Source organism: Algoriphagus sp. AGSA1, assembly GCF_021390545.1.
Lineage (GTDB): Bacteria > Bacteroidota > Bacteroidia > Cytophagales > Cyclobacteriaceae > Algoriphagus.
The window spans coordinates 1-13,380 of the sequence record NZ_JAJUWR010000035.1 but is presented as its reverse complement, the minus strand read 5'-3'; the positions used below and the strand labels follow the sequence as shown (position 1 = coordinate 13,380).

General features: G+C 42.6%; 10 protein-coding genes. 8 read left to right on the top strand and 2 right to left on the bottom strand.

All coding sequences use genetic code 11. The features are described from left to right. Nucleotide 1 precedes the first annotated feature (1 nt). From LZF95_RS21915 to LZF95_RS21905, 3 genes are read left to right on the top strand one after another with little or no spacing between them, the layout of a single operon-like run. Complete coding sequence (locus tag LZF95_RS21915) at nt 2-3,553, top strand: TonB-dependent receptor (RefSeq protein WP_233757401.1); 3,552 nt, start codon at nt 2-4, stop codon at nt 3,551-3,553. 41 nt (nt 3,554-3,594) lie between these two features. Continuing rightward, entirely contained in the window at nt 3,595-5,340 is a 1,746-nt protein-coding gene (locus LZF95_RS21910) for a RagB/SusD family nutrient uptake outer membrane protein (RefSeq protein ID WP_233757399.1), read from the top strand. Next, nucleotides 5,340-6,218 (top strand): endonuclease/exonuclease/phosphatase family protein, encoded by an 879-nt coding sequence (locus LZF95_RS21905; RefSeq protein ID WP_233757397.1) that lies wholly within the window; start codon nt 5,340-5,342, stop codon nt 6,216-6,218. Before LZF95_RS21910 ends, LZF95_RS21905 begins: the two co-directional genes overlap by 1 nt. A gap of 129 nt (nt 6,219-6,347) precedes the next feature. Here the strand turns inward: LZF95_RS21905 and LZF95_RS21900 are convergent, their stop codons facing one another. Then, nucleotides 6,348-7,316, bottom strand: a complete 969-nt coding sequence (locus LZF95_RS21900; protein ID WP_233757396.1) for a PmoA family protein — start codon at nt 7,314-7,316, stop codon at nt 6,348-6,350. Between the two features lie 229 nt (nt 7,317-7,545). Further along, complete coding sequence (locus LZF95_RS21895) at nt 7,546-8,418, bottom strand: sugar phosphate isomerase/epimerase (RefSeq protein ID WP_233757395.1); 873 nt, start codon at nt 8,416-8,418, stop codon at nt 7,546-7,548. A 376-nt stretch (nt 8,419-8,794) separates the two neighbouring features. Between LZF95_RS21895 and LZF95_RS21890 the strand changes: the two genes are divergently transcribed. From LZF95_RS21890 to hppD, 5 genes are all read left to right on the top strand, one after another. Further along, entirely contained in the window at nt 8,795-9,442 is a 648-nt protein-coding gene (locus tag LZF95_RS21890; RefSeq protein ID WP_233757394.1) for a SatD family protein, read from the top strand. After that, the gene (locus tag LZF95_RS21885) at nt 9,436-10,146 is read left to right on the top strand and encodes a DUF3307 domain-containing protein (RefSeq protein ID WP_233757393.1); all 711 of its coding nucleotides are present in this window, start codon (nt 9,436-9,438) and stop codon (nt 10,144-10,146) included. The genes LZF95_RS21890 and LZF95_RS21885 overlap by 7 nt, the downstream gene beginning before the upstream one ends. Then, the gene (locus LZF95_RS21880) at nt 10,143-11,045 is read left to right on the top strand and encodes a bile acid:sodium symporter family protein (RefSeq protein WP_233757392.1); all 903 of its coding nucleotides are present in this window, start codon (nt 10,143-10,145) and stop codon (nt 11,043-11,045) included. The genes LZF95_RS21885 and LZF95_RS21880 overlap by 4 nt, the downstream gene beginning before the upstream one ends. Before the next feature lie 33 nt (nt 11,046-11,078). Beyond that, nucleotides 11,079-12,080 carry a 1-acyl-sn-glycerol-3-phosphate acyltransferase gene (locus tag LZF95_RS21875; RefSeq protein WP_233757391.1) on the top strand — a complete coding sequence of 334 codons (1,002 nt, stop codon included), beginning with the start codon at nt 11,079-11,081 and terminating at the stop codon, nt 12,078-12,080. A gap of 75 nt (nt 12,081-12,155) precedes the next feature. Then, nucleotides 12,156-13,250: a 4-hydroxyphenylpyruvate dioxygenase gene (gene hppD, locus LZF95_RS21870; RefSeq protein WP_233757390.1), complete on the top strand. Its 1,095-nt coding sequence runs from the start codon at nt 12,156-12,158 to the stop codon at nt 13,248-13,250. Nucleotides 13,251-13,380: the final 130 nt, after the last annotated feature.

Sequence of the window (13,380 nt, the reverse complement as noted above, 5' to 3'; positions counted from 1 at the left end):
CATGCAAACATTTACTCCAAAGACAGGATTAAAGTTTCTGTTTATCCTGTTAATTTTTATTTGGTGGGCAGCACCTTCAATAGCCCAGCAGGAAAACAAGCTTAGACAAACAATTAGTTTAGATTTTAAAAATGAGCAGGTTGAAAAAGTCCTGCAAGAGATTCAAAAACAAGCAGGTATAACATTTACCTATGATAAATCTGCTTTAAAAGAAATTAAAATTCAGGAAGTAAATTTCAAAAATGCACCTGTAAGCCAGGTATTGGATTATTTAAAAAATGAAACTCAACTGGATTTCATCTCATTAGCTAGTACCATAGTAGTACAAAAGGCTAAAGACCCAGTAGTAGAATCTGCACAAAAGCAACAGCAAAGAACTATTTCAGGGAATGTAATTGATGAAAATGGGGAAGCAATTCCGGGGGTAACAGTGGTATTAAAAGGCACTTTAGTAGGGACAAATACTGCCACGGACGGTCACTTCTCACTTCAGGTACCGGAAAACGGGGGAACATTGGTTTTCTCCTTTGTAGGATATTTAAGCCAGGAAATTCAGATTTCAGATTCTAATACAGTGGACATTACCCTTCTTGAAGACACCAAATCACTGGATGAGGTGGTCGTGGTGGGTTATGGAACCCAAAAGAAGATAAATCTGACGGGTGCTGTAGATCAAGTTTCATCTGAAGTTCTGGAAAACCGTCCTGTGAATAACATTTCACAGATGCTGCAAGGTACCATGCCCAATGTGAATGTGACTTTTTCGGGCGGACAGCCTGGACAAGGAGGCTCAATCAACATTCGGGGCAATACTTCTATCAACGGAGGAAGCCCACTTATTTTAATAGACGGTGTCGCTGGAGATATCAACCGCATCAATCCCCGTGACGTGGAATCCATATCCGTGCTGAAAGATGCTGCAGCCTCAGCAATCTATGGGGCACGGGCTGCTTACGGGGTTATTTTGGTGACGACTAAAGCCGGACAAAAAGGCGAGATGCGTATCCAATATGACAACAATTTCAGCTGGTCAACACCAACATCCCGTACCGATTATATTACCACGGGCTACGATGCCGCAAAACTAAATGATGACGCTTTTAGGAACGCCACAGGCACTCCTTACACGATGTACACTGAAGAAGATTATGAGCAGCTTTTACTACGTCGGAATGACAAAACAGAACATCCTGACCGACCATGGGTAGTAACAAGCAATCGATCAGGACGTGACCAATATATGTATTATGGTAACTGGGATTGGTGGAACACCGTTTTTACCGATGTACAAAGCGGTGTTGATCACAATTTGAGTGTTTTCGGGAGTTCTGATAAAATAGAGTATCGGCTTTCTGGTAGATACAATGCCAAAGAAGGCATTATGAAAGTAAACCCTGATCAGTATAGGACATTCAACTTCAGGAGTAAGGTAAATGCTAAAGTTTATGATTGGCTGACTATCAGTAATAATACGCAATTCAATAACACCAACTATTCTTACTATGGTAGAGAAGGTGGCGCCAATCAGAACTTTGAGTCCATCCGTTCCCATGCCTTACCAAGTTATGCACCGCAAAATCCAGACGGGACCGCGTTTGCCACTACAGGGTTAAATTCCTACGCTGTCGCAGTATTTCCACAACTGCTCCAAGGGACAATGAAGGGGGAGCAAAACGGATATGAACTTAATACCATCACAAATGCGGAAATTAACTTAGGTCAATATTGGAAAATCACCGGTAGTTACGCCTACAACCTGTTTGTTGGTTCTTCCTACTTTCGAGGAACAAAAACCCCCTATTCACTTCACCCCGGAGAACTTCTTGAGGTACCTAATTATCAGGTAGATCAACTCAAAGAAACAAATACAATCAATCAGTACCAGGCTATCAACTTATATACAACTTACAACCGGGCATTTGGAGATCATAATATTGGTGCCGTGGTAGGCTTTAACCAGGAGGAGCAAAAATATAAGCCAATATCAGCTTCCCGGATGGATTTACTATCCCTGACACTGAATGATCTCAACTTAGGCACCGGCGATATGATGGTGGGTGGAGGTGCAAGTGAATGGGCTCTCAGGGGATTATTTTATCGTTTGAATTACGATTACGACAGCAGATACCTTATTGAGTTTGCAGGTAGATATGATGGCACCTCCAGATTTAGTAAAGAAAATAGATTCGGGTTTTTTCCTTCACTATCTGCAGGATGGAGAGTTAGTGAGGAGGCATTTTTTGAACCTATCCGGGAAGTGGTTAATAATCTAAAATTCCGTGGATCGTATGGCTCATTGGGCAACCAACAAGTCAACACCTATGCCTATATCTCCACCTTGCCTATGGGCAACTCTACTTATTTGATTGATAACGCACTTACACGCTACATTGGTGCTCCAGCTCCAATTGCTGATGATTTTACTTGGGAGCAGGCTATCACCTCTAATGTAGGGTTGGATGCGGATTTCTTAAAAAACAGGCTAACCTTTTCCTTAGACCTTTTCCAAAGGCTAACCAAAAATATGCTCACTTCAGGACGGTCCCTGCCCAATGTATTTGGAGCCTCAGAACCACGGGAAAATGCAGCTGATCTGAAAACCACTGGTTTTGAATTGTCTGTCCAATGGAGAGATCATATTGGAACGGGCAAAAAGCAGTTAACCTATCATGTTCAATTAATGCTAAGTGACTACACTGCGCAAATTACACGCTTTGATAATCCTACCAAATTGCTTTCTAACTTCTACGAGGGACAGACCTTGGGTGAGCTATGGGGATACAGAGTGGATGGTTTTTTCAAGACAGACGAGGAAGCCCTGGCTTATGAAGTCGATCAAAGTTTTGTAAACAGACAGCGGCTACGGGCTCCAGGAGAGTCAAGCCAACTCAGAGCGGGCAATATTAAGTTTTTGGACTTGAATGGGGATGGGGTAATAAATAACGGTTCGAATACCCTCGATGATCATGGGGACTTAGAGGTGATAGGAAACACGCAACCCAGGTATAGTTATGGGGCAAATTTAGGCGCTAATTGGAACGGAATTGACATTTCCATATTCCTTCAAGGGATAGGCAGACAACATTGGTACCCGGGGAATGATGCTGCTGATTTTTGGGGACCCTACTCCCGGCCATACCAATCTTTTATTCCTAAGTTCTTTATGGACGAGGTATGGTCCGAAGACAACCCTGACGCCTACTATCCTAGACTAAGAGGATATACTGCCCTAAATCCCAACGCGGAGTTATCATCCGTGAATGACAGGTATCTTCAAAATTTAGCCTATTTACGGGTTAAAAATTTACAAATCGGATACTCCTTGCCTAGGAATATCACAGACAAGTTGAGAATCAGCGCCTGCCGCATCTACGTGAGTGGAGAGAACATACTGACATTTACTAAACTGGAAAATGACTACATAGATCCTGAAATGGCCATTGCCAACATTTCCATGAACCGTGTAAATGGAATCAATAATAACACCTCTGGAAATGCCCGAGTATATCCTTTCAGCAAAACATACTCTATGGGTTTAAATGTGACCTTTTAAATTTAATGCCTAGGCAAACTAAAGACTTTAACCTTAAGAAAATGAACAGATTTATCATTTCAATTATACTAATTTCGATAACTGCAATCGCATCTTCCTGTCAAGATGACTTTCTGGAAAGATACCCACTAGCCAATGTGTCTCCAGAAACGTTTTTTACCACAGCAGAAGAGCTTCGCCTATATACCAATTCTTTCTACACTGCCCTCCCCTCTTATAATGCTATTTATGGAGAGACATTTGATAATGTAGTACAGAACACACTCAATGACGAGACCAGAGGATCGAGGGTAGTTCCAGCTTCTGGTGGAGGATGGTCATGGGGTCAATTGAGGAATATTAATTTTTTCCTGGAACACTCACATAAATGTGAGGATTTGGAAGCCGTGCGCCGGTATAATGCCCTTGCTAGATTTTTCAGAGCTTACTTTTATTATGATAAAGTAAGACGATTTGGGGACGTACCATGGTACAATACCGCTTTAAACACTGGAGATGAGGATTTGTTGACGAAGCCACGTGATTCACGCGTAGTGGTGATTGACTCGGTAATGGCAGATTTGGATTACGCGATTGATAATCTGCCGGAAACTAAAATGGTGGATCAAATTTCCAAGTGGACCGCATTGGCACTGAAATCAAGAATCGCGCTTTTTGAAGGCACCTTTCGCAAATACCATACTGAATTTAGTTTACCTAAGGCAGAAGATTTATTAGATCAAAGCATTTCTGCATCTGAGCAATTAATGGAAGAGAATGTCTATACTGTTTATACCTCTGGCAGTGAAGAATCTTATAATGAGCTATTTACCTCTGCTAGCCCAAAAACGGAAGAAATTATATTGGCCATCCACTACAATGCCGATCTGAATATTTACCATAGTGCCAATTGGTACACTTTGGTAGCTTCAGCAGGAAGACCGGGACTGGAAAAAAAACTGATCGATAGTTTTCTTATGAGTGACGGAAGCAGATTTACGGACTTGCCAGATCATGATACCATGTCGTTCTATGAGGAAACCCAAAATCGGGATCCTCGCCTATCTCAGATCATCCGAACGCCAGGATATACCAGGAGAGGCCAATCAACAGTTTTAGCTCCAAACTTCTCGGTGTCGATTACCGGATATCAACCGATCAAGTACGTGACAGAACCAGCGCATGATGCCAATCTCAGATCCACTAATCCCTTACCGGTTTTTCGGTTCGGGGAGGTCTTGCTTAACTATGCCGAGGCAAAAGCAGAGCGCGGAACAATTTCTCAGGAAGAGCTGGATCTGTCCATAAACCGACTACGTGAACGGGCAGGAATGCCGGGCTTATCTATGGGGACGGCCAATACTGATCCTGATTCTTTCCTAAGTGAGCAATATCCCAATGTAACTGGAGCAAATAAAGGGTTGATTCTAGAAATCCGGCGTGAAAGACGGATTGAACTCGTAATGGAGGGCTTTAGGAGAGATGACCTCATGAGATGGAAAGAAGGCCATTTATTGGCAGAACCATTTATGGGCATGTATTTCCCGGGTGCAGGTGAATATGATCTTGATCAATCGGGGAGCATAGATTTGGTGATTTATGAAGACACTATGCCCTCTGGCCCCTCCGGTGCAGTATTTATGAGTTTAGGCTCTGAAATAGACCTTGAAAACGGAGAAAGCGGTGGACAGGTATGGGTGCATAAAAGCACCGCAAAGACATTTAATGAAGATAGGGATTACCTATACCCATTGCCTACAGAAGATCTGCAGTTGAATCCAAACCTAGTACAAAACCCAAATTGGTAATGAAAATAATAAGAGATCTGAAAATCTACATACCTCTCTTTATACTGTTTCAGTGCTGTTCTATTACTACTGCTTCCGCCCAAAAAGAACCGGCTGAACTTAAAGTGATGAGTTTTAACATTAGGATGAACTATGCCGATGATGGCTCGAATAATTGGGAACACCGCAAAGAATGGATAGCAGATATGGTCAACCATTATTCTCCGGATATGATTGGCATCCAAGAGGGGCATTACCCTCAATATATTGATATGGTCGATATGCTTTCTGAATATGAAAGTATAGGTCCTAAAGAAGGCTGGCAAGGAGCGGAATCCGTAGCAATATTCTATCGCAAAGGCCACTTTAAGCTGCTGGATTCTGCCACATTCTGGTTATCAGAAACACCGGAAATGCAAGGGCCAGGATGGGATGCGGAATTGCGAAGAACTGCTGTCTGGGGAGCTTTTCAAGAAAAGACAAGCAAACGAAAGTTTTTCTTTTTCTCCACACACTTTGATCATAAAGGGGATATTGCCCGCACCGAAAGTACTATATTACTAAAAAGTAAGGTGAAAGAAATAGCAGGGACACTTCCCGCGATCATTGTCGGGGATTTCAATCTACGGCCGGAAAGTCCATATTATTCTCTATTAACTAAAGGAGATGATAATTTACCTGCATTCTTTGATGCATATATCAGGGCAAGGCACACTTATGGTCCGGGATGGACAGTTAATTCTTTTGGCGGAGTGCCTGTTGAGAAAAGGGGGAAAATCGATTACATTTTCTCCAATCAACCTTTGCCAGTTTCACACTATATCAATATCTGCGAGCAACGGGGAGAGGTCTTTCTTTCAGACCATAATCCTCAGCTAGCCACATTTATAGTGGATTGACCTTGAGTAAAACTGATTAGACCTAAATAAGTTATAGAGGCCAATTTTAACTAATTGGCCTCTAATTTAAAATTAAGCACGTTAGAACGCAATCCATGCTTTTTTTCAACAAGATATCTTCTTTTTTATCTACTTAGCCCATTGCAGGTAATCCTGGCTGGCCTGCCCATCTTGGATGCTTTCATTGGAGTAGATTACAATTCTATACTTGAATGTAGCCGATTCGCCTTTCTCAAGCTTGAAATTAAGTTCATCCTTTCCGTCACTCAGGGATTTTTGACCTAATGGATTTGCCGCAAACAGCCCATATCCTCTCGCATGCCAATAAGTGGGATAACCTGGATTAGTAGGGAAGTCAAAGATAGCAACGGAGATATTCTCATCGTCTATTTTACCGGTAAGACTTACCCACTCTCCCCTAGTACCCCATACGTCATGGCCTTCTATTCCCTCGCTGCTCAGATACATACCTGTGATACCTTCATTGTTCATCGTAGGCACATCAGTAGCTTTCCCAGAGGCATCCGTAAAAATCTCGGGTTTATCTGATGGATGCTCCAGCTGTCTGGCCGTTCGCAGTCCTAGCATCCCTTCCTTATTATCGGTCATCTTCACCTGGGCATTTGGTGCTGTCAAGGTCGCAATTCTATCTATAGTCCGCTGATCGTCTTTTCCGCTGAATATAAAGGTGGTATTCTCAGTCAAAAGTACTTCTCCTTTGTTGTTCATCCAATCCATACTCACTTCCAATACTCCTTCTTCATTTCCGCTTTTGATCGAGTTGATAGACTTGTGGACAATATGCCCATAGTTGGTTTTGTCTGTGATGGCAGACGAGTTGTTCCAAAAATCCAATCCATTCACATCTCCATAATTAAACCATAGACCCAGGTGATGTGGGTGATCCACGCGCTCTCCTGGCCGCGGAGTAACCGGCCAGCCACGGGTGATAGCATGGCCATTAGCAGTGTTGATTGGATACAGAACAGGCTTTTCCAAGGAATCCGGGTAGATATAGGAGGTGAAAAACTCTCCATCAATGATGACATCTACTTTCTTGGCAACATCATCATGTATTAACTCAATCCTTTCTTTCATTTCCTCAGTTTCCTGTTCAGTTTTTGAGTTTTTATCACTCGTTGTGCATGCAATACTAATTGCTGATAAGGCAATTACGGCACAATAGTTAAAGTATTTTTTCTTATTTGATATCATCTTATTAGTATTGGTAATTTGATTAAGTAGATTGTAACATGTGGTTAGGCTAATGATGTCAGGTGGTCTTTTATGAATCAAGAGTCAGCTGAATGAATCAGTTTCTTCCCTATTATGCTCCTGTCAATTGGTTGAATAAAACGAGTTGCTCTTTTAGTGCAGCCACTCGGTCAGCAGGTTCGGTCCGGGCTTCCATCAAGATCCATCCCTCATAATTGATGGCATTGAACAGTGTGAAAAGTTCTCCGTACGGATAATCCCCCTCATTGAATTCACGTACATGGACAGTATCACCAAACCATTTTTTTACTGAATTGAAATTCTCCTCCAAACCTGGGGGCAAAAGGTCCTCTTCGTTACAATTCCAACAAATCTTCACGGCAGACTCAGTCACCTGCTCAAAGATCGCTTTCATATTCGGGAGCTCCTGAGTCAAGTGGCCATGTACTTCCACTCTTACCAGCTGTCCATAGTCAGCAGCAAATTTCCCCACTTCATTAAAAGAGGCCGCGATCTGGGAGATGGTTTTTTCTTTGGGCACTCCCTCTGGTAGGTTATTTGGTTTTACTTTGATCCCAGTGGCCCCTATATCCTTGCACAGCTTGATATATTCTTTGGTGCCTTCTATATTTTTTCTTAGAACATCAGGATCCGGGCTGTGGTATTCAAAATTGCTCCCATACCCCAGGCAGGTCACTTTACTGTCCTTAAATCGCTTTTTCACTTCTGCCCGCTCCCTTGCGTTCAGGCTTGTCTCTACACCATGAGCATGCTCAGTCCTTAGCTCCACGCCTAATACCCCTGCCTTTTCACAATTTGAGATTAGCGTCGGTAAGTCCCAGTCCCTTCCCCATTGATAAGTTACCAAACCGAATTTCATCTGGGGCTTGGCTTTGGAAAAGGCATCTATAGGAAATTGCAAAGCTGCCAACCCTAAGCTGGCAGCCGTGGTTTTGTGTAAAAAATCCCTTCTGGAATTGCTCATAGTGTTACTGGTTTTTTGGGAATTGCTTATGGATTTTGACTACTATCTGGTTTACTTCTTAATATTCTTTCTAAAAGTCCGTAAACAAAATATTCATAACTGGTTTTTAATCTAAACATTCTCTATTTATCAACCAACAGTATTTATCTCTATCATCAATAATCTTGTGCAAACGATTGCTTTGCCTTCAAATTTTCACCGTTTTCCAGAAGCGAGCCTTAGTAAAGTATTTCAGGGTTGTTCGGTTAATCCTAAGTCCTCGACTATCGCTATAACCAGTAGCAATTGAATTTATCACCATAAAAGGTGATATTTTAATTTATCACCATAAAAGGTGATATTTTGGTTTATCACCATAAAAGGTGATATTTGGGCTATGTTAGCCATACTTACAGGAGATATCATCAATTCCAGAGAACTGAAAGACCAGAATCTCTGGCTGCAGCCATTCAAGGCTTTGTTGCTCAAATGGGGACAAACGCCAAAACAGTGGGAAATCTTCAGAGGAGACAGCTTCCAACTTGAGGTTTTGGATCCCACGGAAAGCCTAATGGCCGCATTGCAGATCAAAGCCTTGATCAAAAGCCTTTCCAACCCGGATGAAAAAAAAAGAAGTTCCCCCATAGATGTCCGGATGGCAATAGGTATTGGCACAAAATCCCATAATGCAGCAAAAATATCTGAAAGCAACGGAGAGGCCTTTATACGCTCCGGGGAAAAATTCGAGCAATTGAAAAGCGAAATGATCACCCTGGCAATCAACTCCCCTTGGAAAGAATGGAATGATGAAATGAACCTTTACCTCAAACTGGCAGGAATACAAATGGACAGCTGGTCAATATCATCCGGAGAATTAATGTCAGAAATGCTATCAAATCCTGACCGAACCCAGGCTCAGTTAGGCGAAATCCTCCATATAAACCAAAACTCTGTAAGTAAGCGCTATAAAACCGCACATGGTGAAGATATCATGGTGATGGAGAAATTGTTCAGAAAGAAACTCAGCCAACTACTCCAATGCTAATTCTAATAAAGCTGATTCTTGCCCACCTCATCGGTGATTTTCTGCTACAGCCTACCTCTTGGGTAAAAGAGAAAGAAAAACGCAAAGCCTCCTCGCCCAAGCTTTATCTTCATGTGCTGGTCCATGGGGTTTTAGCATCGCTGTTGCTTTGGGACATCAAGCAATGGCCTATAGTCGTCAGCGTAATGTTCACGCATCTGCTAATCGATCTGGCAAAGCTCTATGGGCAGAATAAAAAAACCAGGACAGTCTGGTTTATTGCCGATCAAGTGATGCACCTAATCAGTTTATTGCTCATTTGGGTAATATTCGGCCAGGTTACGGTAGATTTCAGTTCTATACTACAGGACACTAAAATCCTTTCCCTGATCACTTTGGTACTGTTTCTCACACAGCCGGCATCAATAATCCTATCTGCTGTGCTCAAAAAATGGGCAGATGCCATACCTTCCCAGTCTGGACAGTCCCTGCAGGATGCAGGTAAATACATTGGTGTTTTAGAACGATTGTTCGTCTTTGGCTTTATCGTCACAGGGCATTGGGAAGCGGTGGGTTTTCTAATCGCTGCCAAGTCTGTATTCAGGTTTGGCGATTTGCGAAAATCCAAGGAACGCAAACTCACGGAATACATTCTCATTGGCACCTTACTTAGTTTTGGTATCGCCATGCTCTCCGGTCTTGTCTTTCTATCCATAATTAAATGAACCCAAGCTCAGAACTGGATGCTATCCAGCTTAATTTTTCACCTAACGACCTGTTTCTACTTAATCTTGCTCTTGCCTTGATCATGTATGGAGTCGCCTTGGATTTAAGAGTCGAAGATTTTAAATACCTGGCAAAAAACCCGAAAGGTTTCTTTTTGGGGGTATTTTCGCAGTTTGTACTCCTGCCATTTCTCACCTGGTGCCTGATATTGCTCATGAAACCGCCTCCCTCCGTGGCCTTGGGAATGTTTTTGGTGGCAGCTTGTCCAGGTGGAAATGTCTCCAACTTCCTGTCTAGCCTGGCTAAAGGAAATACAGCACTATCCGTAAGCCTAACAGCATTTTCCAGTATTCTTTGCATCGTAAGCACTCCACTCAATTTCGCACTCTGGGCAGGTAATTATGCTCCTACATCTGCTTTACTGAGAGAAATAAGTCTGGATTACACAGATGCATTCATTACGGTGGCACTGATCCTGGGCATTCCTTTGATCCTTGGAATCATCACTCATAGGTATGCTCCTGCATTGGCCGAAAAAAACTCTAGGATTCTCAAGCCACTGAGCATACTGATTTTCGCGGCTTTTGTAGTGGTTGCGTTTGCAGGCAACTTTGACCTGTTCACAAAATATATCTCACTGATTTTCCTCTGGGTGCTGGCACATAACTTCGTGGCTTTAGGTTCAGGTTTTTTCACTGGAAAACTATTCAAACTGCCCCTGGAAGATGTGAAATCCATGACTATAGAGACCGGAATACAAAATTCAGGTTTGGGGCTGGTTTTGATTTTTACGTACTTTGATGGCCTTGGAGGAATGGCTATAATTACGGCCTGGTGGGGAATCTGGCACCTAATCTCAGGCATGTGCATCGCAAGTCTTTGGAAATCAAAAACCTGAACAAAACCGCATTGGGAAAATGCTACTTTATAAATGAAATACCTATTCAATTTTGTCCTTCGACTGCTGGTAAAAGTAGCACTTAAGGGATATTTCAGGACAATAGTCGTGGATGGCAAAGAAAACATCCCCAAAAACGTCCCTGTTATTCTCGTCGCCAACCACCAAAACGCACTAATTGACCCCCTTCTCCTGGCAACTCATACTACACTGAATCCCTACTTTCTCACCCGGGCTTCAGTATTCAAAAAATCATTTGTGGCCAAAATGTTGAATTTCATCCGTATGCTGCCGGTTTATCGTGTACGTGACGGTTTTGCTACAATCCAGCAAAACCAGGGTACTTTCGACCAGACCTACGAGGTGCTTCGCAAAAATGGTACAGTAATTATTTTTGCTGAAGGCAGTCATAGCCTCATCCGAAACCTACGGCCACTGAGCAAGGGGTTTACCAGAATGGCTTTTGGTCTAAAGGAAAAATACCCGGAAACTACTCCTGTGATCCTTCCTGTAGCTTTGGATTTCTCCGCACACAAAAGATCCGGAAGCAAAGCCCGACTGACTTTTGGTAAAATCATCCCGGTAGATATGCCTCCCTCTAAATCCGGACTGCTGACCAAATCCGTAGAAAAGGCCGTAAAAAACCTTGTGGTGGAAATCCCCGAAGAGACCTATGAGCAAGACTTGGCAAGACTTATAGAAAATAACGTGGATCTGACCAGCAGAGCTGATGTCAAATTGTTCCTTGAGACCGAAGAAGTCCCAAAGCCTGTACCCGAGCCCTCCGGACTGAAGAATAAACTGATGAAAATATTCCACTTCCCACTTTATTGGCTTTGGCTTTGGAAGAAATCAAGTGTGAAAGACCCTGTTTTCTCCTCAACTTGGAAATTTCTCATCGGCTTTGCTTTGGCTCCATTATATTACCTGTCTCTGCTTTGGCTGGCCATGGACACCCCAGTGGGATCTTGGGCTTTGGCATTTTTGATCATGGCATGGATCACACTGATTGGTAATAGAAATCCCCAAGAATAATCCAGTTCATGGCCAAATATTCTTTGGGATATTTTATAACTTTGATTTATAGAAATAACCCAAAAATAACTTACCATGAGTCAAGACTTTCTTCCGCTAAACGGAACAGACTACGTAGAACTGTACGTAGGAAACGCCAAACAATCCGCTCTTTACTATCAATATGCTTTTGGCTATGAACTAATAGCCTATGCCGGTCCAGAAACAGGTATAAGAGACCGGGCCTCTTACGTGCTCAAGCAGGATAAAATCAGATTGGTTCTAACTTCCCCTTTACATCCGGAAGGAGAAATCTCCGAACATATACAGAAACATGGAGATGGTGTGAAAGTACTGGCTCTTTGGGTGGATGATGCAGTCCAATCCTGGAAAGAAACCACCAGCAAAGGAGCTATATCAGCTGCCGAACCCAAAACAATATCCGATGAGTTTGGAAAGGTCATAGTAGCCTCAATCAAGACCTATGGGGATACGATACATACCTTTGTGGAACGTAAAGACTACAATGGCATCTTCCTACCTGGCTACCAGCCTAAAACAAGCACCTACACATCTACACCTATTGGCTTAAAATATATCGATCACTGTGTGGGAAATGTGGAATTGGGCAAAATGAATCACTGGGTAGAATTCTATGAAAATGTCATGGGATTTAAATTACTGATCACCTTTGATGACGAGGATATTTCGACAGAGTATTCCGCCTTGATGTCCAAGGTGGTATCCAACGGAAATGGCTATATCAAATTCCCAATCAATGAACCTGCTGAGGGGAAGAAGAAATCCCAGATCGAAGAATACCTGGATTTCTATGGAGGGCCTGGTGTACAGCACATGGCTATAGCTACTGACGATATTATCCATACGGTCACAGAGTTGAGGAAAAGAGGAGTAGAATTCCTGGTGGTGCCCCCATCCTATTACGATGACCTACTCGATCGTGTGGGACAAATAGACGAGGATCTGCAGCCGCTTAAAGATCTGAATATTCTGGTGGACAGGGATGATGAAGGGTACTTACTTCAGATTTTTACCAAACCTGTACAGGATAGACCTACCCTGTTTTTTGAGATAATCCAGAGAAAAGGAGCCAAATCCTTTGGAAAGGGCAATTTCAAAGCATTATTCGAAGCTATTGAGCGGGAACAGGGACTAAGAGGGAACCTCTAAAAGAAAGAGGCTGTCTCATATTGATGTTTGATAATTGAAGACAGCCTTTTTTATTCAATAGAGGCCGATTTCCTGATTTCGGCCTCTATTTTTTTGAATACCGTTTAATTTTATAGGAATCGGGATTCTC

Coding starts and splice junctions, on each gene's coding strand:
- LZF95_RS21915 (WP_233757401.1), top strand. CDS start 2: ATGCAAACATTTACTCCAAAGACAGGATTAAAGTTTCTGTTTATCCTG.
- LZF95_RS21910 (WP_233757399.1), top strand. CDS start 3,595: ATGAACAGATTTATCATTTCAATTATACTAATTTCGATAACTGCAATC.
- LZF95_RS21905 (WP_233757397.1), top strand. CDS start 5,340: ATGAAAATAATAAGAGATCTGAAAATCTACATACCTCTCTTTATACTG.
- LZF95_RS21900 (WP_233757396.1), bottom strand. CDS start 7,316: ATGAAAGAAAGGATTGAGTTAATACATGATGATGTTGCCAAGAAAGTA.
- LZF95_RS21895 (WP_233757395.1), bottom strand. CDS start 8,418: ATGAGCAATTCCAGAAGGGATTTTTTACACAAAACCACGGCTGCCAGC.
- LZF95_RS21890 (WP_233757394.1), top strand. CDS start 8,795: ATGTTAGCCATACTTACAGGAGATATCATCAATTCCAGAGAACTGAAA.
- LZF95_RS21885 (WP_233757393.1), top strand. CDS start 9,436: ATGCTAATTCTAATAAAGCTGATTCTTGCCCACCTCATCGGTGATTTT.
- LZF95_RS21880 (WP_233757392.1), top strand. CDS start 10,143: ATGAACCCAAGCTCAGAACTGGATGCTATCCAGCTTAATTTTTCACCT.
- LZF95_RS21875 (WP_233757391.1), top strand. CDS start 11,079: ATGAAATACCTATTCAATTTTGTCCTTCGACTGCTGGTAAAAGTAGCA.
- hppD (WP_233757390.1), top strand. CDS start 12,156: ATGAGTCAAGACTTTCTTCCGCTAAACGGAACAGACTACGTAGAACTG.